Source organism: Morganella psychrotolerans, assembly GCF_965118875.1.
GTDB classification, from domain to species: domain Bacteria; phylum Pseudomonadota; class Gammaproteobacteria; order Enterobacterales; family Enterobacteriaceae; genus Morganella; species Morganella psychrotolerans_C.
In genome coordinates, this window is record NZ_CBCPJD010000017.1 from 78535 (window position 1) to 105254 (window position 26720).

General features: G+C 49.4%; 23 protein-coding genes. 8 read left to right on the forward strand and 15 right to left on the reverse strand.

The annotated features are described in order from the left end of the window. The first annotated feature begins 2 nt into the window (after positions 1 to 2). Positions 3 to 1490 (forward strand): nitrogen regulation protein NR(I), encoded by a 1488-nt coding sequence (gene glnG / locus ACMHKJ_RS15600; protein WP_413495299.1) that lies wholly within the window; start codon positions 3 to 5, stop codon positions 1488 to 1490. On the opposite strand, the gene hemN is transcribed toward glnG, so the two are convergent. The 3 genes from hemN to yihI form a co-directional block, all read right to left on the reverse strand. Beyond that, a complete protein-coding gene (gene hemN / locus ACMHKJ_RS15605; RefSeq protein ID WP_413495301.1) occupies positions 1469 to 2839 on the reverse strand; it encodes an oxygen-independent coproporphyrinogen III oxidase in 1371 nt (456 codons plus the stop codon). The two genes, glnG and hemN, sit on opposite strands and share 22 nt — an antisense overlap. A 163-nt stretch (positions 2840 to 3002) precedes the next feature. Continuing rightward, complete coding sequence (locus ACMHKJ_RS15610) at positions 3003 to 3281, reverse strand: SemiSWEET family transporter (protein WP_413495302.1); 279 nt, start codon at positions 3279 to 3281, stop codon at positions 3003 to 3005. Positions 3282 to 3685: 404 nt separating this feature from the next. Then, entirely contained in the window at positions 3686 to 4189 is a 504-nt protein-coding gene (gene yihI / locus ACMHKJ_RS15615; protein WP_413495304.1) for a Der GTPase-activating protein YihI, read from the reverse strand. A 468-nt stretch (positions 4190 to 4657) separates the two neighbouring features. Between yihI and ACMHKJ_RS15620 the strand changes: the two genes are divergently transcribed. Beyond that, complete coding sequence (locus ACMHKJ_RS15620; RefSeq protein ID WP_413495306.1) at positions 4658 to 6130, forward strand: glycosyltransferase family 39 protein; 1473 nt, start codon at positions 4658 to 4660, stop codon at positions 6128 to 6130. 89 nt (positions 6131 to 6219) lie between these two features. Here ACMHKJ_RS15620 and ACMHKJ_RS15625 read toward each other — a convergent pair whose 3' ends face one another. The 4 genes from ACMHKJ_RS15625 to ACMHKJ_RS15640 all read right to left on the reverse strand — a co-directional run bounded on the left by ACMHKJ_RS15625 (position 6220) and on the right by ACMHKJ_RS15640 (position 10132). Then, the gene (locus tag ACMHKJ_RS15625; protein ID WP_413495308.1) at positions 6220 to 7557 is read right to left on the reverse strand and encodes an NCS2 family permease; all 1338 of its coding nucleotides are present in this window, start codon (positions 7555 to 7557) and stop codon (positions 6220 to 6222) included. A 129-nt stretch (positions 7558 to 7686) separates the two neighbouring features. Further along, positions 7687 to 8469 (reverse strand): amino acid ABC transporter permease, encoded by a 783-nt coding sequence (locus tag ACMHKJ_RS15630; RefSeq protein WP_413495310.1) that lies wholly within the window; start codon positions 8467 to 8469, stop codon positions 7687 to 7689. A gap of 1 nt (position 8470) precedes the next feature. After that, the gene (locus ACMHKJ_RS15635) at positions 8471 to 9208 is read right to left on the reverse strand and encodes an amino acid ABC transporter permease (RefSeq protein ID WP_413495312.1); all 738 of its coding nucleotides are present in this window, start codon (positions 9206 to 9208) and stop codon (positions 8471 to 8473) included. A gap of 90 nt (positions 9209 to 9298) precedes the next feature. Then, positions 9299 to 10132 (reverse strand): ABC transporter substrate-binding protein, encoded by an 834-nt coding sequence (locus ACMHKJ_RS15640; protein ID WP_413495314.1) that lies wholly within the window; start codon positions 10130 to 10132, stop codon positions 9299 to 9301. Positions 10133 to 10757: 625 nt separating this feature from the next. On the opposite strand from ACMHKJ_RS15640, the gene ACMHKJ_RS15645 reads away from it, so the two are divergent. From ACMHKJ_RS15645 to ACMHKJ_RS15665, 5 genes are read left to right on the forward strand one after another with little or no spacing between them, the layout of a single operon-like run. Then, positions 10758 to 11345 carry a fimbrial protein gene (locus ACMHKJ_RS15645; protein ID WP_413495316.1) on the forward strand — a complete coding sequence of 196 codons (588 nt, stop codon included), beginning with the start codon at positions 10758 to 10760 and terminating at the stop codon, positions 11343 to 11345. Between the two features lie 55 nt (positions 11346 to 11400). After that, on the forward strand, positions 11401 to 12093 hold the full coding sequence (locus ACMHKJ_RS15650; RefSeq protein WP_413495318.1) for a fimbrial biogenesis chaperone: 693 nt from the start codon (positions 11401 to 11403) through the stop codon (positions 12091 to 12093). A 14-nt stretch (positions 12094 to 12107) separates the two neighbouring features. Continuing rightward, positions 12108 to 14618, forward strand: coding sequence for a fimbria/pilus outer membrane usher protein (locus ACMHKJ_RS15655; RefSeq protein ID WP_413495320.1), 2511 nt, complete (start codon positions 12108 to 12110; stop codon positions 14616 to 14618). A gap of 9 nt (positions 14619 to 14627) precedes the next feature. Continuing rightward, on the forward strand, positions 14628 to 15707 hold the full coding sequence (locus ACMHKJ_RS15660; RefSeq protein WP_413495321.1) for a fimbrial protein: 1080 nt from the start codon (positions 14628 to 14630) through the stop codon (positions 15705 to 15707). Between the two features lie 19 nt (positions 15708 to 15726). Beyond that, entirely contained in the window at positions 15727 to 16416 is a 690-nt protein-coding gene (locus ACMHKJ_RS15665; RefSeq protein ID WP_413495323.1) for a fimbrial biogenesis chaperone, read from the forward strand. 45 nt (positions 16417 to 16461) lie between these two features. Here ACMHKJ_RS15665 and phoU read toward each other — a convergent pair whose 3' ends face one another. The 8 genes from phoU to greB all read right to left on the reverse strand — a co-directional run bounded on the left by phoU (position 16462) and on the right by greB (position 23912). Continuing rightward, a complete protein-coding gene (gene phoU, locus ACMHKJ_RS15670) occupies positions 16462 to 17232 on the reverse strand; it encodes a phosphate signaling complex protein PhoU (protein WP_413495325.1) in 771 nt (256 codons plus the stop codon). A 13-nt stretch (positions 17233 to 17245) separates the two neighbouring features. Next, positions 17246 to 18022 (reverse strand): phosphate ABC transporter ATP-binding protein PstB, encoded by a 777-nt coding sequence (pstB, locus tag ACMHKJ_RS15675; protein ID WP_413495327.1) that lies wholly within the window; start codon positions 18020 to 18022, stop codon positions 17246 to 17248. A gap of 31 nt (positions 18023 to 18053) precedes the next feature. Continuing rightward, positions 18054 to 18941, reverse strand: coding sequence for a phosphate ABC transporter permease PstA (gene pstA, locus ACMHKJ_RS15680; protein ID WP_067368686.1), 888 nt, complete (start codon positions 18939 to 18941; stop codon positions 18054 to 18056). 1 nt (position 18942) lies between these two features. Beyond that, positions 18943 to 19899, reverse strand: coding sequence for a phosphate ABC transporter permease PstC (gene pstC / locus ACMHKJ_RS15685; protein WP_067368683.1), 957 nt, complete (start codon positions 19897 to 19899; stop codon positions 18943 to 18945). A gap of 82 nt (positions 19900 to 19981) precedes the next feature. Then, a complete protein-coding gene (pstS, locus tag ACMHKJ_RS15690) occupies positions 19982 to 21022 on the reverse strand; it encodes a phosphate ABC transporter substrate-binding protein PstS (RefSeq protein WP_413495329.1) in 1041 nt (346 codons plus the stop codon). A gap of 303 nt (positions 21023 to 21325) precedes the next feature. Then, a complete protein-coding gene (gene envZ, locus ACMHKJ_RS15695) occupies positions 21326 to 22660 on the reverse strand; it encodes a two-component system sensor histidine kinase EnvZ (protein ID WP_413495331.1) in 1335 nt (444 codons plus the stop codon). Further along, a complete protein-coding gene (ompR, locus tag ACMHKJ_RS15700) occupies positions 22657 to 23376 on the reverse strand; it encodes an osmolarity response regulator transcription factor OmpR (protein WP_413495333.1) in 720 nt (239 codons plus the stop codon). The genes envZ and ompR overlap by 4 nt, the downstream gene beginning before the upstream one ends. A gap of 50 nt (positions 23377 to 23426) precedes the next feature. Beyond that, complete coding sequence (greB, locus tag ACMHKJ_RS15705) at positions 23427 to 23912, reverse strand: transcription elongation factor GreB (protein WP_413495335.1); 486 nt, start codon at positions 23910 to 23912, stop codon at positions 23427 to 23429. A 265-nt stretch (positions 23913 to 24177) separates the two neighbouring features. Here greB and ACMHKJ_RS15710 point away from each other — a divergent pair, with 265 nt between their 5' ends. Beyond that, entirely contained in the window at positions 24178 to 26508 is a 2331-nt protein-coding gene (locus tag ACMHKJ_RS15710) for a Tex family protein (RefSeq protein WP_413495337.1), read from the forward strand. Positions 26509 to 26720 lie beyond the last annotated feature (212 nt).

Sequence of the window (26720 nt, forward strand, 5' to 3'; positions counted from 1 at the left end):
ACATGCAACCGGGAAAAATTTGGGTCGTCGATGATGACAGTGCGATCCGCTGGGTACTCGAGCGCGCGCTAAGCAGTGCGGGCTATGCATGTGTTTGTTTTGACAGCGGTGAAAGCGCGCTTACCGCACTGGAGAACGCGTCGCCGGATGTACTTATCTCTGATATCCGGATGCCGGGTATGGACGGTTTTTCTCTTCTCTCTGCGATTAAACAACATAACCCGTTGTTACCGGTGATTATTATGACCGCCCATTCTGATTTGGATGCTGCCGTCAATGCTTACCAGCGGGGAGCATTTGATTATCTGCCCAAGCCGTTTGATATCGATGATGCCGTTGCGCTGGTTGCCCGTGCGCTGGAGCATCACCGCGAGCAACATCAGCCATCCCGCCGCGAAGAACCGGCAGACCCGGTATCTGATATTATCGGCGAATCCCCGGCGATGCAGGAGGTTTACCGGGTTATCGGCAGGCTGTCCCGTTCCTCAATCAGTGTACTTATCAACGGTGAGTCAGGAACCGGAAAAGAGCTGGTTGCTCATGCGCTGCACCGCCACAGCCCGCGGGCAGGTGCGCCGTTTATTGCACTGAATATGGCCGCTATCCCGAAAGACTTAATCGAATCCGAACTGTTCGGACACGAAAAAGGCGCATTTACAGGGGCAAACCAGGTTCGTCAGGGACGTTTTGAGCAGGCTGACGGCGGTTCACTGTTTCTCGATGAGATTGGTGATATGCCGCTGGATATTCAGACCCGGCTGTTGCGGGTGCTGGCGGAAGGTCAGTTTTACCGTGTCGGCGGTTATGCGCCGGTACGGGTGGATGTCCGTATTATTGCCGCCACGCATCAGGATCTGGAACGCCTGGTAACAGGCAGAAAATTCCGCGAAGATCTGTTTCACCGCCTGAATGTCATCCGTGTACAGTTGCCACCACTTCGGGAACGCGCCGGTGATATTCCGCGCCTTACCCGTCATTTTCTGCAAAAAACAGCAAAAGAGTTGGGAACAGAGGCAAAAACACTGCATCCGGATACCGAAAACCTGTTGATGCATCTGCCCTGGTCCGGAAATGTCCGTCAGTTGGAAAATGTGTGCCGCTGGCTGACAGTGATGTCCGCCACTCAGGAAGTGTTGCCGCAGGACTTGCCCGCTGAACTGACCGCCATGTCCGGTACCAGTCAGATAAATAATGGCGCGATTCATTATGACACCATAAATTCCACACAAACACAGTCATGGGATAAGCAACTGGCACTGTGGGCGGATGCGCAGTTACGCGCCGGGAAAACAGATCTGCTGACAGAAGCACTACCGCTGTTTGAACGCACACTACTGCAATGTGCACTGAATCACAGCAGTGGTCATAAGCAGGACGCAGCCCGGTTACTGGGCTGGGGAAGAAACACACTGACAAGAAAACTGAAAGAGGCCGGGATTGATGACATCACATCAACCCCGGACGCGTCTCAGATAACGCGGGAAAACTGACGCTGGCGCATCTGATTACGCAGATAAGTATCAAAACACATACAGATATTGCGGATAAGCAAACGCCCGCGCGGTGTGACCACCAGGGCGTTATCCCTGATTTCCACCATTCCGTCATTCACCATCGGCTGTAATAATTGTAAATCCTCGGCGAAATGGGCTTTAAAATCGAGATTATACAGAGATTCAATCTCTGAATAGTCCAGGCGGAAATTACAAATCAGCGCCTTGATCACATCACGGCGCAGGCAATCTTCGTCTGTCAGCACTAAACCGCGCCACAGCGCGTTTCCGCCCTCTTCCACCTGTGCATAATACGTTTTCAGGTCTTTCTGGTTTTGCGCGTAATGGTCACCCAGCATACTGATTGCCGACACGCCAAAGCCGAGCAAATCACACTCTTCATGCGTGGTATAGCCCTGGAAGTTGCGGTGCAAAATCCCTTTATTCTGCGCAATCGCCAGCTCATCTTCCGGTTTGGCAAAATGATCCATTCCGATAAACTGATAACCGCTGCCGGTCAGGCTTTCAATGGTCTGTTGCAGAATAATCAGTTTCTGCTCCGCAGACGGTAAATCTTCATCTTTAATTTTCCGCTGGGCAGCAAACAGATTCGGCAGGTGTGCATAGTTAAAGACACTCAGGCGATCCGGGGAAAGCTCTGCCACCCGTTTCAGCGTGAATGCAAAACTTTCCGGGGTCTGTTTAGGTAAACCATAAATCAGGTCAATACTGACGGAGTCAAACCCGGTCGCGCGGGCGCGCGCTACCAGGGCAAAAATAGTGGCTTCGTCCTGCTCGCGATTGACCAGGCGCTGAACCTCTTTATTAAAATCCTGCACGCCCATGCTCAGACGATTAAAACCTTCTGCCCGCAGATGGTCGATAACATCCAGTTCAATTTCGCGCGGATCAATTTCAATTGAGAGTTCGGCATTATCCGTAAAATGAAAATACCGGCGCAGCATACCGGTCAGACGGCTTATCTGTGCCTTATCAAGATAGGTTGGCGTACCGCCGCCCCAGTGCATCTGATGCACGTCACGCCCGGCAAACAGTGCTGCGCGGGCCGCTATCTCTTTTTCCAGTATTGTCAGGTATTCATCCGCTTTATGTTTCTGCCGGGTGACTAATTTATTACAGCCGCAGAAATAACAGAGTTTATGGCAGAACGGAATATGCACATATAACGACAGCGGGCGCTGCGGGTAGCGGTTTGCCGAGGCGAGAAAATCACCGTCACTGTATTGCTGGTTAAACTCCAGCGCAGTGGGATACGAGGTGTATCGCGGGCCGGAATAGTTATATTTCTGGATCAATGGCAGATCCCAGATGATCGCGTCGGACATGCTCTCCCCTTTGCTTCGCCTTAAAAAATCACATCAATGTGTTTTCCGCTCTGTGACGGACTCACCTAATCACACAGTTTATCGGATCTACCTTCTGATTCATATGGCAGCACAGCAGACCGTCCGATCTTCGTTGCACCATTATAGTGCAGACACAGTGCGGCTACAGCGCGGTGAGTGCTGCCACCAAACCAAAAAGTACACCGGGTGCATTAGCAATCGCCACCGGCAGATCTTTCACTTTTATGCCGTAGATAACCCATAAGGTACAGTTAAATGCGGCGGCCAGAGGCTGCAACGGCAAGGTTTTGTGCCCGTCAAGGTTATCGATAATCTGAGGAATATAAGAGACATACATGCAGAATGCAGTAAACGTGGCAATCCAGCCCAGATAGCGGATAAAACGGCTGTGCCCTCCTGGTTTACTTTCAGAATCACTCATTCATTCCTCCGGAAAAGGCATTATCAGTATGATGCTATGTTGTTAACCTAAATTATTTATTATTTTCAGTCATATATACCCAACGTCATTCAAGATGCAGGCAGGCGGCCAGGGAAGATAGACGGGGAGCCATACATCAGTATGTGACCCGGCTGGCTGAGGGCAGCCAACGAACCTGCAGTTTGAATGAATAAGGGTACATCTGCTATTCACATCACATAAAAACATGGGCTATGTTGCAAATAACCGCCCTTCCGGAGGCTCTTAATCCGCTATTAAGGCAAACAATGCCGGTCCCGCGTAGGCTTAAATGAAAACCGGAACAGCAAAGAGGTCTGCCGTTCCGGTTATAAAATAATACTGTATTGCATTCGTTACGCGATGCTAATAATCGCAATAACGGATCAGCGTCCTTTCAGGAGCTGCATGATATCATCGGTTTTCTCTTCGTCATCATCTTCATCAAGAGAAATACCGAGCTCTGCCATCAGGGTATCAATGCGTTCCAGCATGGTATCCACATAGGCGTTTTCATCTGCGTTCAGGGTTTCGTCCTGCTCAAGACGTAACAGTAACGCGTCGAGGCGCTCGTCGTTCTCGAGTTTTGTCAGCTCATCCTGAGGCGATAATTTGATTTTTGCCGGTTCAGCCGGTTTTTTCACAGCAGTTTTGACAGAAGTTTTAGCTTCCACGATAAGCGGAACCGGTTTTTTACTGCCGATACGCGGATCAGCTACGGCATTATCCGTACCACGACCACCTTTGCGGGCATTATCCTGCTGGCGGGCACCGGATGGATTGCCGCGATGCTTTTTCTGCTGCTTACGTTCACGGCCTTCCGTGTTGAGCTCTTCACGGCTTTTTTTCGTTGTCCGTGACCGGGCTGGTTTTTTCTGAATAGCGGCCATATACCTTACTCGCTTAAAAAATAACAAATTAATATGTGTTAGCATTCATAAAATGAATGAACAGTACAAAACTATACGATACCCAACGTCATTCAAGATGAGGCAGGCGGCAAGGGAAGACAGGCGGGGAGCATACATAAGTATGTGACCCGGCTGGCTGAGTGCGGCCAACGAACCTGCAGTTTGAATGAATAAGGGTATATATTCATGGCGCATTTCTATCTGTAGCCATGACAATGATTCGCTGACGACTAGTTTACCCTGATTTTCGTCAAAACGATCCATCATTTCGCCGGAAACGGTGTGATGGGTCACCACCCTTATTTTAAACAAGATATATACGCGTCATACTTCAAGATGTCTGGGTGTTAACTACGCTCAGTTCGCCGGGTCACATAGTTACCTATGCTCCCCGTCCATCTTCGCTTGTCGCCTACATGCATCCCGAATTATTCAGAGTATAGAATTATGCATTTTTCACAACAAACGTCGCGCCGCCCCCTGTGGTTTTGGATAGTGAGTTATACCGCACTCTGGATTATGGTCAGTTGGTATTTAGATCCGACCGTCCCTTATGATGCCGTCGAGGCGCTCAACTGGGGAAAAAACGGTGAATGGGGATCACCGAAAAATCCGTGGCTGGTCGGTATGCTGATGTATCCGGTGATTGCCTTTCCGAATCAGATCCCTGCTGATTTTTACTGGTATTTTATTCATTTTACGGGGATCGGTGCCGGGATGGCAGGTGTCTGGCATCTGACGTACCGTATCACGCAGCGTCTTGATTATGCATGGCTGGCACTGCTGTCACTAAATCTGTCGGGGATAGTTAATTTTGATGTGATCCCATATAACGACAACTATATCCTGGTGACATTCTGGCCGTGGGTGCTCTTCTTTTTTGTCCGCGCTGTTTATGATAACCCGGTATGGTGGATAGGGTTTGCCCTGTGTTCCGGGCTGGCAACCATGGGAAAATACTCCACACTGGCACTGGTCGGTATCGTGTTTCTGTTCTCCCTGTTTGTACCGAAAGTCCGTGAAAGCTACCGTTCCCCCTGGTTTTATGCCGCTATTGCACTCTGGTTTGCGCTGGTTATCCCGAACGTTATGTGGCTGATGGATAATGATTTTGCAGCCTTTAAATGGGTTGATTCACAGATAGAAACCGGCTTTACCCTGAAAACAACCGGGTCGCTGGTGATGGTATTTTACCCACTGATTATTATTGCCGGAATTATCAAACTCAAAGGTGGTGGTTTCGGATGGTCAAAAAATCAGGCTGTGCGTCTGATCAATATCATTATTCTGGTACCTCTGATCTTTATCTGGATCTGGTTCACCTTTCATAAAGGCGGGCGGATCACGGAGTGGTTACAGCCCTTTGTGCTGCTGAGTATCCCGGCACTGATCTGCTCAGTGACCACTGCACCAACCCGTCCGCTGAAAAATATCATGAATGCCCTGATGGTATTCGCCTCTGTGATTCTGGCGGGATATGCAACGATAATGAGCTTTGATATCAAAGGCGCGGGGCAAAAAAACATCGGACTAAAAACCTTCACTACCGAAGCCGAAAGCTGGTGGGAGAAAGAAACGGGTCATCCGCTGAAATACACAGGTGGTGAATACCTGCATGAATGGGTAACCTTTTACGGTAAACATCAGCCGGAAACTATCCAGCCGTGGATCAACGAACACGGTCATATTTACCGCGCCACCAACATCTATAACCTGCATGTTACCCGTGATGATATCCGCCGCGACGGCGCATTGCTGGTCGGGAAAGTCGGTCATACCTGTGCGGATGAATCCTTTATCAATGCACTGGAAGACTGGCCTGATCTGATTATCACGCAGCGCAGACAGGTTATTTATCAGCCACAGGCGGGCGCAAAAGAGCGGGTAGTCTGCCTCGCGATTGTTCCGCCGGAACAATAAACAGACCGTCAAAGAAAACAAAAGCCGCGTGAGAATAAACTCACGCGGCTTTTTTATATCGCTGTATTTAAGTCACATTGTCGCCGGTATCAGGCAGCGTCAACAAACACCATCTTCAGAATAAACATCAGCGAAACAATAATCACGCACAGGTTCAGTTCACGCCAGCGCCCGGAGCCCAGTTTCATCGCGCAGTAGGCGATAAAGCCCAATGCAATCCCTTCTGTGATAGAAAAACTGAACGGCATCATCACGGCGGTCACAAATGCAGGCACAGATTCTGTCAGGTCGTTCCAGTTCACGCGCACAAGACTCGATGTCATTAATACACCGACATAAATAAGCGCCCCGGCAGTTGCATAACCCGGCACCATTGCCGCCAATGGTGAAATAAAGATAGCCGCGAGGAACAGCAGACCAACCACAATAGCAGTAAGCCCGGTGCGCCCGCCGACAGAAACCCCGGAGGTACTTTCGATAAATGCAGTGACGGATGATGTTCCCATCGCGGAGCCTGCCACAGAGCTGATACTGTCAACATAGAGCGCTTTTTTCATATTCGGGAAGCGCCCTGTTTCATCAGACAGCCCGGCTTTGTCTGTCACACCAATCAGTGTACCGGAGGAGTCAAACAGGTTTACCAGCATGAAGGAGAAAATAATACCGGCGAGGGATAAATCCAGCGCACCCATAATATCAACGTGCCCGACAACCGTCATCATGCTCGGCGGCATATCAAACACACCCTGGTACGTGACATCACCGAGGAGAAGCCCGGCAACGGTTGTCACCACAATCGACACTAATACTGCGGCATGAATATTACGTGCCGCCAGAATGGCGATAATAAAGAAGCCCAGCGACCCCAGCAGAACACTGTGCGAGGTGAAATTACCGACGGCGACCAGTGTGTCCGGATTTGCCACAATAATACCGGCATTTTTCAGCCCCATCATGGCAATAAACAGTCCGATACCACTGGTGATCCCCACGCGCAGACTCAGCGGAATATGGGCAATCAGCCAGTAACGGATGCGCAGTAACGTCAGGATAAATAACCCGACCGCGCCCCAGAAAATGGCACCCATCGCCACTTCCCATGAATAGTGCATCGCGCCGACCACCACAAAGGCGAAAAAGGCATTCAGCCCCATCGCAGGTGCGACAGCAACCGGCAGATTAGCAAATAATCCCATACCGATACTGCCGATAGCCGCAATCAGGCAGGTGGTGACAAATACGGCTTTGATATCCATCCCGGCAAAAGAGAGAATTTGCGGGTTAACGAAGATGATATACACCATGGTGAGGAATGTGGTCAGCCCTGCAATGATTTCAGTGCGGACAGTTGTGCCGTGTTCCTGTAATTTAAACACGCGCTGGAGCAGGCTCTGATGAGGATCAGTGCCGGAGGTCGGAGTAGTCATGAGTAAGGAGTCCCGGAAATTTATTTTTTTCGGCTTATCCTACCGCATCGTTTTAAAAAAGAAAACGTTTGCGTTACACCGGAAGAAAATCCCGGCATTTATCCGTACCGGGATTGTCACCGATCAAATTTAAGGTAAACAGGTAACGGAGTGAGATTGTTTCTCCGGCAAAACCGCCGTTTTCAACCTGCGATACCCTGTCAGGCGCGAAAACCAGGACTGCTGTGGCTGCCGCTGTAATGACCAGCGCCGCATCAGCGCATTGGCGCTTAACTCCAGACCAAAGCACATCACAAAATAGATAAATGCCACAAACAGGAAAATCTCCAACGGATAGACCATGCTGCGGTTATTAACCTGTGTCGCGAGGAAAGAGAGTTCCCCCACACCGACAATATACGCCAGCGAGGTATCTTTAATCAGCGCAATCCACTGATTAATAAAGGATGGGATCATCATCCGCAGCGCCTGTGGCAGAACGATATGCCACAATACCGCCCAGCGCCCCAGACCAAGCGACATGCCTGCCTGCCACTGTCCTCTGCCGATAGCCAGAATGCCGGCTTTGACGCCGTGCGCAATATACGCCGAGGTGATCATCGCCAGCGCGCACACAACCGTGGTAATTTCCGGCACATCCACACCAAAGGCTATCGGCAGCAGGAAATAGACCCAAAAAATCAGCATAATGACGGGGATCGCGCGGAAAAATCCGAGAAATGCCGCAAACAGGTTTACCCACCAGCCCCGCAGCATAGCCAGCATCACACCGCCAATGATCCCGAATACCACCGAAATGGCTCCCGCGATCAAGCTGATCACCAATGTCAGTGCAGCGCCCTCTAACGGACCATCAGGAAATGTGCCGAACAGCAGATATTCCCAATTTTCCTGAATAACCGTGAAGTCCATCTTAATGCTCCTGAGCGATTGCCCGTTGTGTCCGCCACTGCCCGAACGCTTCCATCAGTGCAATAGTGAAGATATACAGCACGGTTGCCACCCCGAAGGCTTCAAAGGTTTGTAAGGTCTGGCTTTCCACCTGACGCGATGCATATGACAGCTCTGCCACACCAATCGCCATCGTCAATGAGGAATTTTTCACCACATTCATGTATTGCCCCAGAAGTGGCGGCATGGCAATTTTAACCGCCTGCGGCAATATCACATAACGCATCGACTGCCACGGCGTAAGCCCCAGCGCGAGTGCGGCAGATTTCTGCTGCCGCCCGGTGCCCGCGATCCCCGCCCGCAGTTCTTCCGCAATAAACGGAGCGGAATAGAGAGTCAGCCCGAACCAGCCGGCGATAAATTCAAAGGATGGCCACGCCAGCGTCAATCCGGAAAATTCAATTTCATGAGGGGTATTCAGCCAGATTTTCAGCACCTGCGGTAAAATTTCGCCGGAGGCGAAATACCAGAAAAAGAGCTGAACCAACAGTGGCGTATTACGGAACACACTGGTGTAAGCACTGACTAACCAACGGATCAGAAACATCTGACTGTCCCGCCCCGCCACCAGTAAAAAGCCCAGCAATGTGGTCGCCAGAATCGTCCAGAATGAGATAAAGAGTGTGATCACAAACCCTTGCCCAAGCCAGCCCAGGTATTCCGGAGCAAGTAAGTGCGTACTTATAAATTGCTCAAACATCCGATATCCCCATCATCATACTGTGGTGCAGGTTACAAAAAACGCCTGAAGCCCCACCGGAGCGGGGCTTCATCACATGCAACTACACTCTTATTTTGCCTGGTTTTCCAGCGGACCGAATTTAAAATCGCCGCGAGACTGTTCTGCTTTGGTGCCGGGACCAAACCACTGGTTATAAATCTGCTGAGATTTACCGTCACTTTCCAGTTTCGTCAGTGTTTTGTTCACGGCTTCCACTAACCGGGTTTCCCCTTTTGGTGCTGCCAGCGCCTGGTATTCACGGGTCAGACTGAACGGAGAGAGTTCAAACTCTGCTTTAACCGCTTCCGGCAGGTTGCCCAGCAACCCGACCAGTTTGGCATCATCCTGTGTGATAGCATCTACGTTACCATTACGCAGTGCTGCGAATGCCAGTGGCGTATCATCATAAGAGATGACCTTTGTACCCGGGAATTTCTCACGCAGAGTCACTTCCTGAACTGTGCCTTTATCCGCGCCGATGCGCAGTTTTGCTACATCATCAGGCGTTTTCAGCACACCTTTGCGGGCAATAAATTTTTGTCCGGTCTGAAAATCAGGAATGGAGAAATCCACCTGTTTGGCGCGCTCATCAGTGATAGTGAAGTTAGCGCCGATTAAATCCACTTTACCGGATACCAGCAAAGGAATGCGGTTTGCCGGGTTAGTCGGACGAAGCTCGAGTTTCACACCTAAATCATCGGCTACGGCCTGTGCGATATCCACATCATAGCCAGCAAGTTTTTTAGTTTGCGGATCAATAAATCCGAATGGCGGGTTGCTGTCAAAAACCGAAATGCGGATAACACCGGCTTTCTGAATATCATCAAGCTTGTCAGCCTGCGCGGCACCACTTACTAATGCTAAACCGGCGAGCAGTGCCGGAACAAAATAGGTCGGTTTCATACACACCCCTGAATCAGTCTGAGATAACGTCAATTTGTGTAAATCACACTCTCACGCTATCAACTCCCGCTTAGTTCCTGAAATACTAAGAAGGCATAATTCTATAACTGATTGTTCTAAGGTGAACGTAAGGACAGGGCACACTGTTGCAATAACAAGCTATTATTTTTAATTCACCAATTTTTATTAAAAAAAGTAATTACATTGCTTATAATTACTTATAAAAATAAAATCACGTGTTATTTTTTCATGAGTAACATTTTATATTTATGATAATAAAACCTTAATGCCGGACATTCCAGTTAATTAAAATTAATATCAAGAAGAAATTATCTTTCCGCAACCCATTAATAAACAACCACACATCATTATTTTCATATTTACTTTACCAACACCAATAAAAAATGGACATAAACATTATAAAAAATACAAATTATAAAAATAAAAATTTATAATTCTTGATGAATGTCACACATCTGTAAAATTAAAGACAATGCACTGGTAAACATACTTAATCATTCTAAATTTAAAGAGACCAATCTGATTTGGTTTCTTTAAATAAAAACCCGCAAAAATAGTATTTTATTTTTGTCAGTCTGGTATTTAATTTTTACCGGAGTTAACCATGTTAAAAAAAACGTTTATTATGGCATTAGTTTCTGCTGCTTTTTTTTCAGGCTCAGCTTCTGCAATAACAGCTGCGGGCGGTATTATTAACATCACAGGTGCTATCAGTGATACTACCTGTACTATTAACGGAGGAAACAGTGCCGACTTCGCCGTATTACTCGAGCCGATTACCGTAACGGATGCAGGGGTGACAGCAAATACTGTCATTACCAAAAACCAAAAATCATTTACCATGACATTCTCTGATTGTGCCCCGGCATCAGTACCGGCCGGCAGTAATCTGAAAATACACTTCGCTTCTCCTAACAGTATATCGTCAACCGGAAACTACCTGATTAACGATACCGTTAATGAAGGGGACCCGTCTGTTGCGAAGAATGTCGGGTTCAGTTTATCGTCAACATCAGCACCAGCTGTTGCACTCTCACTTAATGCCGCTTATGACACCGGTATTAAAGGCGATAAAACCGCACCTGCATCGGATCAGGTAACATTAATCGCCAGTTACTACAAAACTAATACGTCTCCTGCAAAAGTCGGGCCTGTACATTCCAACGTTATTTATACAGTCTCTTATTTATAACCATTGTCTGACAGTCAGGCTTGTCAAAAAGCCTGACTATTTACAGGTGAACATAATGAAACACCGATTCTTTTTTCTGATAATGTTTATTATATCCGGTAATACTTCCGCCAACATTGTTATTAATGGCACACGACTTATTTATCATGAAAAAAATGACAGCATTACTGTTCAGCTAAATAATAACAGCCAGTCCTCATCATTAGCCCAGAGCTGGACTGATGACGGTGATATTAATGCAACACCTGAAAACAGTAATTCCCCGCTTTATGTTTACCCGCCGATTGTCAAAATAGACGGTATGCAGGGACAGCAACTTAAAATAAAGAAAAATAATGAAAAGTTACCGGATGACAGGGAGAGTTTGTTTTATCTCAGTGTCCTGGACATTCCGGCCACACCCGCCAATGCCAAAGGAAAAAGTGTGTTACAAGTAGCCGTCCGGTCGCGGATAAAGCTGTTTTATCGCCCTTCCGGGCTGACTGTAGATCCCGAAACGGTCATTGATAATATTCAGTGGCGGCTTAATGGTGACTATCTTTCAGTTACTAATAATTCTCCGTACCACTTTACGATTGCAGCGGTAAATGCCAATGACAGCAGTCGTACATGGCTGGCTGCTTCAGAAATGATCCCACCCTTTTCTGAAAAACAGTTGTCCCTGAAAAATAAACTTCCGACCCGTAATGCCTCAGTAACCTATGTGGATGATTACGGGGTGTATAAGTCGAAGAATATTACATTCTGACGGACGATAATAACGTGAAAATACAACATTGCCTGCCGATTCTTATTATTACCGGATTATGGAGCTATCCCGGCGAAGGCTTTACGGAAGAATTCGATACATCTCTGCTGGCCGGTGAATCCGCTAAAGGAGATATTTCACGTTTATATCAGGAAAATACACTGCCGTCCGGCGAACAACTGATGGATGTTTATGTGAATAACACCTGGAAAGGCCAGTTTACCGTTCAGGTGGGAGAACATAATAATTTCCTGAGTTTTCAGCCCGAAGATATCAATAAGCTCGGGCTGAATCTTTCTGATAATGCAAAAAAATTATCTGCAGAGAAACAACCGGTTCCGGCAAATAATCTGACTTCCGGACTCACTTACCACCTGAATAAAAGTACATTGCGGCTGGATCTGGCTGTACCACAAATCGGGGTAAAGACAGCCGATGCCGGTTATATCGATCCTGAATTATGGGATCATGGACAGCCTGCATTGATTCTCGGCTATAACGTTAATTACTATAACTACAAACAAAAAAAGAATAATAAACAGAATAATGACAGCTTTTTTGCCACCGTATATACCGGGCTGAATCTCAGTGTCTGGCAATTTCGTGATGAGTCGGTTTACTCTTCTTATTCCGGCGGAAGCAAAGGCTGGAAAAATAACAGCCGTTATCTTTATCGTCCGATTAGCCGTATTTCATCTGCGCTGACGCTGGGGGATTTTTATACTCCGCCTTCCTTATTCGGCAGCTTTAAATTCAGGGGGGCATCACTGGCAACTGATATGAATATGCTGCCGCCGTCCGGTCAGGGGTTTGCACCAATCATCCGCGGTGTTGCCCAGACCAACGCCCTGGTCAGTATTTACCAGAACGGTAACCTTATTTTTCAGGAAAATGTGCCGCCGGGTGAGTTTATGTTCCGCGATATTCAACCGACAGGTGGCAGCGGCGATTTTTCTGTCATTATTCAGGAAGCCGACGGCCGGAAGGAATCATTTACCGTACCGTTTTCTGCCGTGCCCGATATGCTGAAAGAAGGGATTTATAGTTACAGTCTGACCGCCGGTCAGGCCCGCCCGGAGAATACCCATTACCGGCCTGAGTTTATTCAGGGGGAATTCCGTTACGGGCTGAATAATACCGTGACGCTGTACACCGGCGCAATTGCCGGAAAAGATTACCGTTCCGTGCTGGCGGGTAGTGCCTGGAACCTGTCGTTCGGAGCACTTTCCGTGGATGTGACTCAGGCGGATGCAGATTTTAAAACCGGCCGGAAAAACGGCCAGAGCTATCGTGTCGCATACAGTAAGTTTGTCAGCACCACATCCACAAACCTGACGCTCGCGACATACCGCTACTCCACCGGGGATTTTTACAGTTTCACGGATGCTATCTATCAGCAGGATAACTACCGGGCCTGGGATGCTTACCGCAATGCACAGGAAAATACCCCGGATAACACACCGGGTCAGATACCGGATCTGATGACTATGGATGCCATGCGCGGCGCGCGGGCTAAAAATACCTTAACTGTGAATTTAAATCAGTATCTGGGGGAAAGCCGGGGCGTGGTTTATATCTCCGGCACACACCGGGATTACTGGAATTCCGGTGGTAATAACCGGGAATATCAGCTCGGATATTCAAACAATTATAACGATATCAGCTATACCGTGTCTGCATCACGGACCCGCAATTTTGATGATAAAAATGAAACCAGGTTTTACCTGAATGTAAGCGTACCGATTTCTGTTTTCGGTAAAAATGCATCACTCAGCAGCGGTATTTACGCCACGGATTCCCGTTATCAGCAAACTACCGTCAACCTGAGCGGAACCGCCGGTAAAGATGACCTGGTCAACTACACGCTGACCGGCTCAAACCAAAATGGCGGCAGTAATCTGGTGGGTGCGAACCTCAGTTACCGTAATCCGTACAGCACACTGTCCGGCTCACTCAGTGAAGGCAATGATTACCGTCAGGCAGGTGTAGGAGCAAAAGGGACCATCGTTGCGATCCCGGGCCATATCGCCATGTCCGGCGACACAGGCAATACCTATACCATTATTGATGCTCCGCAGGCCGATAACCGAATGGTGAATTCTGATAAAGCATCCCTGACAAACAGTGATGGTGTTGTGCTGATGACACAATCCGTTCCTTACCGAGCCAACTCTTACACTCTGTCAGACACAGAAAAAAGTTCCGGTGCCGAAGTGACCGGCAATATCGGCCAGGTCAGCCCGTATAAAGGTGCGGTCAGTTATATCCGCATGGAAACCGACTCCCGTCAGACCTTTATTCTGCGGGCTTCACGGGAAAACGGCGGCACACTGCCGTTCGGCACAGAGGTGACGGATGAACAGCATCAGCCACTGGGGTATGTCGGGCAATCGGGGCTGCTCTATCTGAAAAGCGGGCAGTTGCCGTCATCACTGGTCATAAAACTGACGGCGGACGGAAAACAGCAGTGCGTTATCCGCAATCCTGTGGTCACGCCGGATAAAAACCACAATATCTGCCGGTAAAAGGAAACAATGATGAAAACATCTGCCACTGTATTGCTTTTATTCCTGATAGTGATAAGCAGCCGGGCGGCTTATGCCGCCTGCTCAGCAACATCCCCCCAGACCGCTACGGTCGTGGTGCTGGATCTTTCTGCTGATCTGATAGGTGCCACAACCACAGTATTAAAAGTATCTCAGACCAATTTCAGTGGCCCTTTTACCTGCACAACAGCATTGCCGCTGTTTCCGAATACAATTGGGATCAACTCACCATTTAATGGCCGGACAGCAACAATCGGATTTAATAACGGTACGCAGCTCGTTAATATCACCCTGACCGCGCTGGCAAAAAATAACGTCACTAACCTGGCGGTTGGTGCCCACAACGGGACTGAACTCAATACCGGTTTTACACTGCGTTTTGATCTGACGGATACACCAACAGGAAACTACACTAAAACCCCGGGTAGTACGATTACTATTACGCCGGTTATTTTTGCCTCCGATGCGACCACGCTGGGACTTGTGGGCTGGCTGGCTGCGCTTCTCAATAAAATTCTGACATTTTTACTGACACTGCAGTGGCCGGTCGATGCGAATGACATGTTTTTGCAACCGGTACAGATTACTTACAATCCACCGATCACCACCTGCACCTTTACTAATGCCGGGCTGACGGTGAATCTGCCGCTAATGAGTATTAATGCCGTTAAAACCACAGATAAGGCAGGATATACCCCGTTCCGGCTGAATTTTACCTGTGACAGCCTTCTCTCAGGCAATACCACATCACGGAAGATTGACGTTTTTCTGTCCTCATCCAATTTACAGCCATCAGATAAAACCGTGCTGACCAATACCGTTTCCGGCGGAGCAGGCGGTGTCGGCTTCCGGGTGGTAAAAGCCAGTAACCCCGGCAGCCCGGTACTGTTTTCTGACAGTGCCAATACCCAGGGCAGCGCCACCCCTATTTTCAGTGCTGCCAAAGGAGGTGCGGTCTCACCGGCTTTCTCTGTCGATCTCGGCACTTATTACTATCCTTACAATCCGGGTGCGGTAACACAGGGGAAGATAAGCAGCTCCGCGACACTGGTTTTCTCCTACAACTAATAAACAGCAGGAGAACAATATGCGAACAGGTATTCTGATCATCCTGCTCCTGTACATTCAGGCGGGATATGCCGGTGTCATTATCAATACCACCAGAGTTATTTTTCCGGGAAATCAGGACAGCACAGAAATCCAACTGACCAATAGCGGAGAAATGCCGTCACTGGTGCAGAGCTGGGTGGATGAAGGGGATATCAATTCTTCGCCGGAAACCACCGGAGCGCCGTTTATGGTAGTACCACCGGTGACGCGTATCGCCGGGAGCGGTGGCCAGCAGTTGAAAATCCGTATTCTGGAGAACAGCCTGCCCCGCGACCGGGAATCTGTTTTTTATCTCAATGTGGTGGATATTCCGGCAAAAACTGCCGTCACCGGCAATATGCTGCAATTTGCCCTGCGGACACGGATAAAGCTGTTTTACCGGCCGGATACTCTGCCGCTGTCGCCGGATGCCGTCCCTGAGCAGATTTCCGTTTCTCTGTCAGGAGAGACTCTGATTCTGAAAAACCCGGCGCCTTACTATTTCACATTATCCGCGCTCGTTTCCGGTGACAGCGATACGCCGTCACATATCAGCACCGTGATGCTCGCCCCTTACTCAGAAAGCCGGGCGGCATACACAGGGGTATTATCTGCGGGAGAGTCCGTCACATTGGTCAGTATTAATGATGAAGGGCGCAGTGTCCGGACAGAGAAAAAACTGAACTAAAAAAGCCCCCGGTAATTGGTAGTCCGACTATCGGGGGTCACTTCATTATGCCGGGTCATTCCCTTTTTCGCCGTTATTACTGTTCGCAGCGACTTCAATCACATGCTCGCCCAGCAAAATGCGCTCCACATCATCCCCTTTGACGTGACGGAAATCCTGTCCCTTCACATAATAGAAGATAAATTCGCAGATATTCTGACAACGGTCGCCGATACGCTCGATAGAACGCGCACAGAACAGTGCGGTCAGCACACTCGGGATAGTGCGCGGATCTTCCATCATGTATGTCATAAGCTGGCGGACAATGCCTTCGTACTCCTGGTCAACTTTTTCGTCTTCCCGGTAGATACGGATAGCTTCCTGGATATCCATACGGGCAAACGCATCAAGCACATCATGCAGCATCTGAATGGCATGGCGTCCGAGTGATTCCAGGCTGACCAGCAACGGCTGATGCTGCTGTGAAAATTTTTCCAGTGCGGTTTTGGCGATTTTATCACCGACATCACCAATACGCTCCAGCTCGGCAATCGTTTTGGAAATGGCCATAATCAGGCGCAGATCACTGGCGGTCGGCTGGCGCTTGGCAATGATACGGACACAGGCTTCATCGATGGCAACTTCCATCATATTGACCTGTTTATCACCGGCGATCACTTCCCGCGCCAGATCTTCGTCCTGATGGTGCATCGCCGTAATTGCTTTACTGAGCTGCTCTTCCACCAGCCCGCCCATGGTCATCATTTCAGTGCGGATATGTTCTAATTCGGCATTAAACTGCCCGGAAATATGTTTATTATGATTCAGATTTTCCATGATTGTCTCCGCATCAGCCATAACGACCGGTGATGTAATCTTCAGTTTGTTTCTTGCCCGGTGTGGTAAACAGTGTATCGGTATCACTGAATTCAATCAGTTCACCCAGATACATAAATGCAGTATGGTCAGAGCAACGCGCCGCCTGCTGCATGTTATGGGTCACGATAACCACGGTATAATCAGACTTCAGTTCGCTGATAAGCTCTTCGATGCGCCCGGTGGAAATAGGGTCGAGCGCAGAGCACGGCTCATCCAGTAACAGCACTTCCGGACGGATTGCAATACCGCGCGCAATACATAAACGCTGCTGCTGACCGCCGGATAAACTGTAGCCGCTCTGATGCAGTTTGTCTTTGGTTTCATTCCACAGCGCCGCTTTGGTCAGCGCCCACTGCACGCGCTCATCCATTTCGGCACGCGGCAGTTTTTCAAACAGACGGACACCAAACGCGATATTGTCATAAATCGACATCGGGAACGGCGTCGGTTTCTGGAATACCATCCCGACTTTGGCGCGTAATAATGCGATATCTTGCTTATCTGTCAGGATATTGGTGCCATCAAGCAGAATTTCGCCTTCTGCACGCTGCTCATTATACAGCGCATACATTTTATTAAAGGTACGCAGTAAGGTCGATTTTCCGCAACCCGACGGCCCGATAAAGGCCGTGACTTTATTCTTTTCAATATCCAGCGAGATATTTTTCAGCGCGTGGAACTGACCGTAATAGAAGTTCAGATCGCGGACCCGGATTTTGCTTTCGGTTACGTCTTGAATTTTACTCATGACTCTCTCTCATTATTCCGTAATCATTCAATCAGTGCGCTTTCTTAGCAAACAGCACACGCGCCACGATATTAATTAACAGTACACACAAGGTTATCAGCAGAACACCCGCCCATGCGAGGCTCTGCCACTCGGCAAACGGGCTCATGGCAAATTTAAAGATGGTTACCGGCAGATTGGCAATCGGCTGCATCAGATCCGTACTCCAGAACTGGTTGGAGAGGGAGGTAAAGAGCAACGGTGCGGTTTCACCGGCAATACGGGCAATCGCCAGCAGCACCCCGGTGATAATCCCGGAGACAGAGGCTTTCAGGGTGATTGCCGAAATCATTTTCCATTTTGGTGTACCCAGGGCATACGCGGCTTCACGCAGGCTGTCCGGTACAAGGCGCAGCATATTTTCTGTGGTCCGGATAACAATCGGGATTTGCAACAGTGCCAACGCGATAACACCCGCCCAGCCGGAGAAGTGCTGCATCTGCATCACCACAATGGTGTAAACAAAGAGTCCGACCACAATGGATGGCGCAGATAATAGAATATCGTTAATAAACCGGGTGGTTTCCGCCAGCCAGGAACGGCGGCCATATTCCGCCAGATAAATCCCCGCCAGAATACCCAGCGGCGTACCAATCACGGTCGCCCACAGGATAAGTAATCCGCTCCCGACAATGGCATTTGCCAGACCACCACCTTCTGTATTCGGCGGCGGTGTCATTTCAGTGAACAGCGCAAGAGACATACCGTCCATGCCTTTTGTCACTGTAGAGAACAGGATCCAGATTAACCAGAACAGCCCGAACGCCATGGTGGATACAGACAGGAACAAGGCAACCCGGTTCTTCTGACGCCGCCAGTGCTGGCGTTTTTCCCGCGCTTTCAGGTCTACTTTTGGTTGTTGAATATCCATCTCAGCCATTCTAGCGCCCCTCGTTCTTATTCAGCCGCATCACCATAAATTTGGAGATAGCGAGGACGATAAAGGTGATGACAAACAGGATCAGCCCCAGCTCCATCAGTGCCGCCGTATGCAGCCCGGATTCCGCTTCGGCAAATTCATTTGCCAGCGCCGAGGTAATACTGTTGCCCGGCATATAAAGCGAAACACTGTCCAGCTGGTAGGTATTACCGATAATAAAGGTGACCGCCATGGTTTCACCCAACGCGCGTCCCAGACCCAGCATCACACCGCCAATCACACCATTGCGGGTATAGGGCAGAACAATGCGCCGGATAACTTCCCACGTCGTACAGCCGATGCCGTATGCGGATTCTTTCATCATCACCGGCGTCTGTTCGAACACATCACGCATGACTGACGCGATATACGGGATGATCATAATCGCGAGAATAACACCCGCCGCAAGAATACCGATACCAAACGCAGGACCGGAAAACAGCTCGCCGACAATCGGGATGCTCGACATCACATCGCCGACCGGCTGCTGGAAATAGGTGGCAAACAGCGGAGCAAAGACAAACAACCCCCACATGCCGTAAACAATACTAGGAATAGCTGCCAACAGTTCAATCGCGATACCCAGCGGGCGACGCAGCCATTTCGGCGCAAGTTCAGTCAGGAACAGCGCTATCCCGAAACTCACGGGGACCGCAATCAGCAGCGCAATCACTGAGGTGACAATGGTGCCGTAAATCGGTACCAGCGCCCCGTACTCTTCCGCCGGCGGGTTCCACTCTTTGTTCCATAAAAATCCCAGACCGAATTTCTCAATACTGGGCCATGATGCAATGATCAGTGAAATGATAATTCCGCCCAGCAGCAATAGCGTAATCAGCGCCGCCAGTTTTACCAGGGCACTGAAGATTTGGTCGCCGCGCTTTCCGGGTGGTTTCATTGCCGTTTTAAGTTCGGCCATAGTCGCTTCCGTTTTTACATTGATCCCCCGCAACCGGGGGATCAATTACTGATGAATTGCTGTATTTCCGTTATCCACTGTATTAATACAGTGGTTTACCGCTGCTGTCTTTAACGCTGGTTTTCCATGCTGCACGGACTTGTTCAATCACTTCCTGCGGCAGAACTGCATAATCGAGTTTCTCTGCCTGTGCGCCGCCGTTCTTATAAGCCCAGTCAAAGAATTTCAGGATTTCCTGACCTTTGTCTGCATCTTTCTGGCTGGTGTGTACCAGGATGAACGTGGTGGATGAAATCGGCCATGCATTCGCACCCGACTGATTAGTCAGATCCTGAGCGAAGCTCTTCGACCACTCAGCTTTACGCGCTGCATTACTGAAGCTTTCGCCGCTCGGGGAAACCGCTTCGCCGTCTGCAGAAATCAGTTTGGTGTAAGCCAGTTTATTTTGTTTCGCGTATGCGTATTCCACATACCCGATTGAGCCCGGCAGACGCTGAACAAAGGCGGCGATACCGTCGTTACCTTTACCACCCAGACCAACCGGCCAGTTTACTGTGGAGCCTGCACCGACTTTTTCTTTCCAGTCAGGGCTGACTTTCGCGAGATAACTGGTGAAGACAAAAGACGTACCGGAGCCATCCGCACGGCGGACAACAGCAATATCCTGATCCGGCAGTTTAACGTTCGGATTCAGTTTGGTGATTGCCGGGTCATTCCATTTTTTAATATTACCCAGGTAGATATCACCAAGGGTTTTTCCGTCTAACACCAGCTCACCGGACTTCAGTCCCGGCAGGTTGACGGCCAGCACCACACCGCCAATAACGGTCGGGAACTGGAATAAATTATCTGCGGCGAGTTTATCTTCGGATAACGGCGCATCTGACGCCCCGAAATCAACAGTATTTGCCACAATCTGTTTCACACCACCAGATGAACCAATTCCCTGATAGTTAACCTTATTGCCTGTTTCTTTCTGATAAGTATCAGCCCACTGCGCATATACAGGCGCCGGGAATGTTGCGCCTGCCCCGGTAAGACTGGTCGCGGCAAATGCAGAAAATGCAGAGAGAGAAAGTGTCGCTGCCATAACAGTGGCTACTGCGGTACGCATCGGTTTCATGATCCCTCCTGACGGGATTTTAGATAATGACATAAATGTTGTGTCTGATTAACGTCGGAACATGAGGGAAAATAGGTCAAACTGGTGACAATAATATGTAGGTTGTGTGACAGTTTTATGACATCACCGGCGCGCGGGCGCACAAAACAGGATATCAACGCTCGGGCGGGCATTACCGAAAAGATAAATAACAAATTGATATACAACAATTAAAATGCAAAAAAAACCGTAAACCCGGGTTATTACAGGCATGTGTGACAGTAAAATGAAAATGACATTCCATTGTCATATTTCTCAGTTATCTCAGTCGTCTCTGTCATCCGGCAGCGCCAGCAGAACCCGGATACGGAATCCGCCACGCTGACTTCGCCCGACCTCAATTTTACCGTCATGAGCATCCACAATACGCCGTAAGATTGCCAGCCCCAGACCAGTTCCTTTGTTACTGCGCGCTTTTTCACCCTGAACAAACGGCTGGAACAAATTCGGAATATCCGCTTCATCAATGCCACTGCCGTCATCTTCCACCTGGAACCAGGCGAAATGTTCATCTTTGCCGCTGGTAACCCTGATCCACCCGTTACCATAGCGCGAGGCATTCACCAGCATATTGCCCAGAGCACGCTTGACTGCGATTGCATTTCCGGTGACATACACCGGCTTTTGCGTGACATCATTGTGAATTTCATACTCAGCACTGCTTTGCGCGCCGATCACTTCATTGAGAATACCGGTCAGCTCAAGCTGTGCCATCTCCATTTCCTGACCGGTCCGCAGATAGGCCATAAACTGTTCGATGATAGCATCACACTCTTCAATGTCATGATTAATGGACTCCGCCAGATACTCATCTGCCGGACCCATCATTTCTGTTGCCAGACGGATACGTGTCAGCGGAGTACGCAAATCATGACTCACACCGGCCATCAGAACCGTGCGATCCTGATCCAGCATTTTAATGTCCCGCGACATCTGATTAAACGAGCGGATCACTGAGCGCACTTCTGCAGCACCTGCTTCGCGTACCGTCGTCTGTGGTCCGCCGGTACCCATTTGCCGGGCGGCAGATTCCAGCTCCGTCAGCGGGCGGTTCTGATAACGGATAAATACCCAGACGCCGGCGAACACAAACAGCAGAAAAGCAAAAATATAACGAAAAACCGGCGAGAACTGATCCTGACCAATTTCAGTCAGCGGAACCCGCACCCACACATCCGGTGAAATATACGAATTCAGCCACAGAACCGGGTAATCCCGGTTAATTTCCAGCCTGACATCCGCATACCCTTCCAGATAATGGCTCATCTGCCCGCTGAGCGACTCAAAATGACGCGCCCAGCGCAACCCGGCATCATCGGCTTCTTTTTCAGTAAAAAAGGTGATCCCCAACTCTTCATAAATTTTCTTACGCAATGCCGGGGAAACACGGACAACGGTTCCGTCCTTCAGCACCATTTTTTCGCTCATCAATGTGCGGACTTCATACGCCAGAACCCGGTTAAACTGTTGCAGGCTCGGCATAACAATGAAGTTCACAACCGCCAGATAACTTGTTGTCAATGTCGCAAACAACAGAAAAATGACTAAAAACAATGAGCGCGAAAAGGTGCTCCTGGGGGAGAACCGGAGCCGCTTCATGACTTATTGCCGTCCGGCACAAAGACGTAACCCAAACCCCACACCGTCTGGATATAACGCGGATGAGTCGGATCTTCTTCAATCATGCGGCGCAGACGGGAAATCTGCACATCGATTGAACGCTCCATCGCACTATACTCACGACCACGCGCCAGACTCATCAGTTTGTCACGGGACAGTGGCTCGCGCGGATGTGAAACCAGCACTTTCAGAACCGCAAATTCCCCGCTGGTCAGAGGCATATTCTCGTCATCGTGGAACATTTCACGCGTACCGAGGTTCAGTTTAAACTTACCAAACTGAATAACCGCGTCATCCTGTGACGGTGCACCCGGCAGTTCATTTGCCTGACGACGCAGCACCGCACGGATACGGGCTAACAATTCACGCGGGTTAAACGGCTTGGGAATGTAATCATCCGCACCGATTTCCAGACCGACGATACGGTCAACTTCTTCCCCTTTCGCCGTCACCATGATGATCGGGATCGGATTATTCTGACTTCTCAGACGGCGGCAAATGGATAAACCATCTTCACCCGGTAACATCAGATCAAGGACAATAAGATGAATAGATTCACGCGTCAGCAGGCGATCCATCTGTTCCGCGTTAGCCGCAGTACGTACCTGGAAGCCCTGCTCACTCAGATAACGCTCAAGCAGAGCACGCAGGCGCATGTCATCATCAACGACAAGGATCTTATAACTTTCTTGCATGTTTGACTCTCCAGATTCGTTTTTGCATACAAATACTCAGGTTATTTCGTTTATTCAGTGACGGGCTGATACCGAATAGATAAAACGACGTAATTTACTTCGCCGTCAGGTGTTATTACTGTTATTTCATCATCCGTCTGCTTGCCGATTAATGCCCGGGCCACAGGGGAGTCCACAGAAATCCATTTCTTTGCCGGTGAAAACTCATCAGGTCCTACGATGCGAAAAGTCTTAATTTCTTCATCATCATTTTCAAGCGTGACCCACGCCCCGAAGAATACCTTTCCTTCCTGGCGGGGATCAGGATCAACTATCTTTAAACTATCCAGACGTTTTGCAAGAAAACGGATCCGCCCGTCTATTTCACGCAGACGCTTTTTTCCGTATATATACTCGGCATTTTCAGAGCGATCCCCTTGTGCAGCCGCTTCTGATACAGCCTGAGTGACCTGCGGACGCTCCGTTTTCCAGAGATATTTAAGCTCTTTATCCAGTGTATCCCATCCCATACGGGTAATGAGGTTACTTTTTGCCATATATTACCTAAACAAATAGTAAATTATTTAAATAATTGTAATACGAAATACTTTTAACGAAAGATAACAGACACACATATTACTCTAAATAATTCGGGATGCATGCAGGCGACAAGGAAATCCGGGCACCCTGAAGTATGACAGGTAATCCATTTATATTACCTTTATGCGGCTGGTAATTCCCTTTCTGAGCACGTATAACTGTTTCCCGGACTTTTTTAAGTCACTTTATTTAAGCCACTTTATCGCAGGCAGAAAGAATATCATGATGAATGACACTCTGAGTCAGATTATTGCCGGTGAGCTGAATGCGCAGACAAAACAAGTCACTGCCGCTATTACCTTGCTGGATGAGGGGAACACGGTTCCCTTTATTTCCCGTTACCGGAAAGAAGTTACCGGTGGTCTGGATGATACGCAATTACGCCAGTTGGAAACCCGCCTCAGTTATCTGCGCGAGCTCAATGATCGCCGTCAGACTATCCTCAAATCAATTGAAGATCAGGACAAACTGACACCGGAACTGGCAGGTGCTATCAACGGCACACTCAGTAAAACGGAACTGGAAGACCTCTATCTGCCCTATAAGCCCAAGCGCCGCACGCGCGGGCAAATTGCCATTGAGGCCGGGCTGGAACCACTGGCAGACAGCCTGTGGCAGAACCCGTCACAAGACCCGGAAACGCTTGCCGCTACTTTTACTGACAGCGAAAAAGGCGTGGCAGATACCAAAGCCGCGCTGGATGGCGCCCGTTATATTCTGATGGAACGTTTTGCCGAAGACGCAGGTCTGCTGAGTAAAGTCCGCGATTATCTGTGGCGCAATGCGCATCTGGTATCAAAGGTTATCAGCGGTAAAGAAGCAGAAGGCGCAAAATTCAGCGACTATTTTGATCATCACGAAGCTATTGCCAAAGTTCCGTCTCACCGCGCACTCGCGATGTTCCGTGGGCGCAACGAGAGCATTTTACAACTTGCCCTGAATGCTGACCCGCAAAGTGAAGAGCCACCGAAAGAGAGCTACTGCGAAGAGCTTATCCGCGATCACCTGGGTATCCGCTTTAACAGTGCCCCGGCTGACGGCTGGCGCAAAGCGGTCGTGAGCTGGACATGGCGTGTGAAGGTGCTGCTGCATCTGGAAACGGAGCTGATGTCTGCGCTGCGCGAGAAATCAGAAGATGAAGCCATCAATGTGTTCGCCCGGAATCTCAGTGACCTGCTGATGGCGGCCCCTGCCGGAATGCGTGCCACCATGGGGCTGGACCCGGGTCTGCGTACCGGCGTCAAAGTCGCGGTGGTGGATGCCACAGGAAAATTGCTGGCAACCGATACTATTTATCCGCATACCGGTCAGGCTGCCAAAGCCGCTGCTGCAACAGCGGCACTTTGCATAAAATATAATGTGGAGCTGGTGGCAATCGGTAACGGAACCGCGTCCCGTGAAACAGAACGTTTCTTTGCTGATGTGCAGACGCAGTTCCCGGGCGTAAAAGGGCAAAAAGTGATTGTCAGCGAAGCCGGTGCCTCTGTGTATTCCGCATCAGAGCTGGCGGCACTGGAATTTCCCGGCCTGGATGTCACCCTGCGCGGCGCTGTCTCTATCGCCCGCCGGTTACAGGACCCGCTGGCAGAACTGGTGAAAATCGACCCGAAATCTATCGGGGTTGGTCAGTATCAGCATGATGTCAGTCAGACGCAGCTTGCCCGCAAACTCGATGCCGTGGTGGAAGACTGCGTAAACGCCGTGGGTGTGGATCTCAATACCGCCTCTGTTCCGCTGCTGACCCGCGTTGCCGGGCTGAGCAAAGTAATAGCACAGAACATTGTGGACTGGCGCGATGAAAACGGCCGCTTTGCTGATCGCAAACAGTTGCTGAAAGTCGCGCGTCTCGGACCGAAAGCCTTTGAACAATGTGCCGGGTTCCTGCGCATTGTCGGCGGGAAAAATGCACTGGATGCCTCCACGGTTCACCCGGAAGCGTACCCGGTGGTGGAAAAAATCCTGCTTGCCACAGAAAAAACACTCAGTTACCTGATGAGCAACAATGATGCACTGCGCGACCTGAAGCCACAACAGTTTGTTACAGAACAGTTTGGTGTGCCGACTGTCACTGATATCCTGAAAGAGCTGCAAAAACCCGGGCACGACCCGCGCCCTGAATTTAAAACAGCGACGTTTGCCGACGGCATTGAAACCATGAATGACCTGACACCGGGTATGATTCTGGAAGGTGCTGTCACCAACGTGACTAATTTCGGAGCATTTGTGGATATCGGCGTACACCAGGATGGTCTGGTTCATATCTCGTCACTGTCAAACCGCTTTGTGGAAGATCCGCATACCGTGGTGAAAGCCGGGGATATCGTCAGTGTTAAAGTGCTGGATGTGGATATCGCCCGCAAACGCATTGCCCTGACCATGCGCATGGATGAAGAGCCGGAAACCATGACCCGCAGGGGTGCGGCAAGTGATAAACCGCAGACAGAAAAGCGTAATGAAAAACGCAATACGTCCCGTCCTGCCCGCAATGATACACCTGGCGGTAACAGTATGATGGGCGATGCCCTCTCTGCTGCATTTGGCAAACGTAAGTAATTACCCGCAATAACCGCACGCGGCAGCTCAGGCTGCCCGTGCCGGTGCCGCTTTAGTCATGAATTGCGTTAACCAGACGTAAAAAATGTTACTAACGTAAATCCATACGTAAAATATCTGCTCTCAATTCCTTCATACGCTGAAAATTTTGACGTACATCAAACTTTACTGGTCACTTTTCGGGCTAAATAGACAAAATATTGTTGGTTATG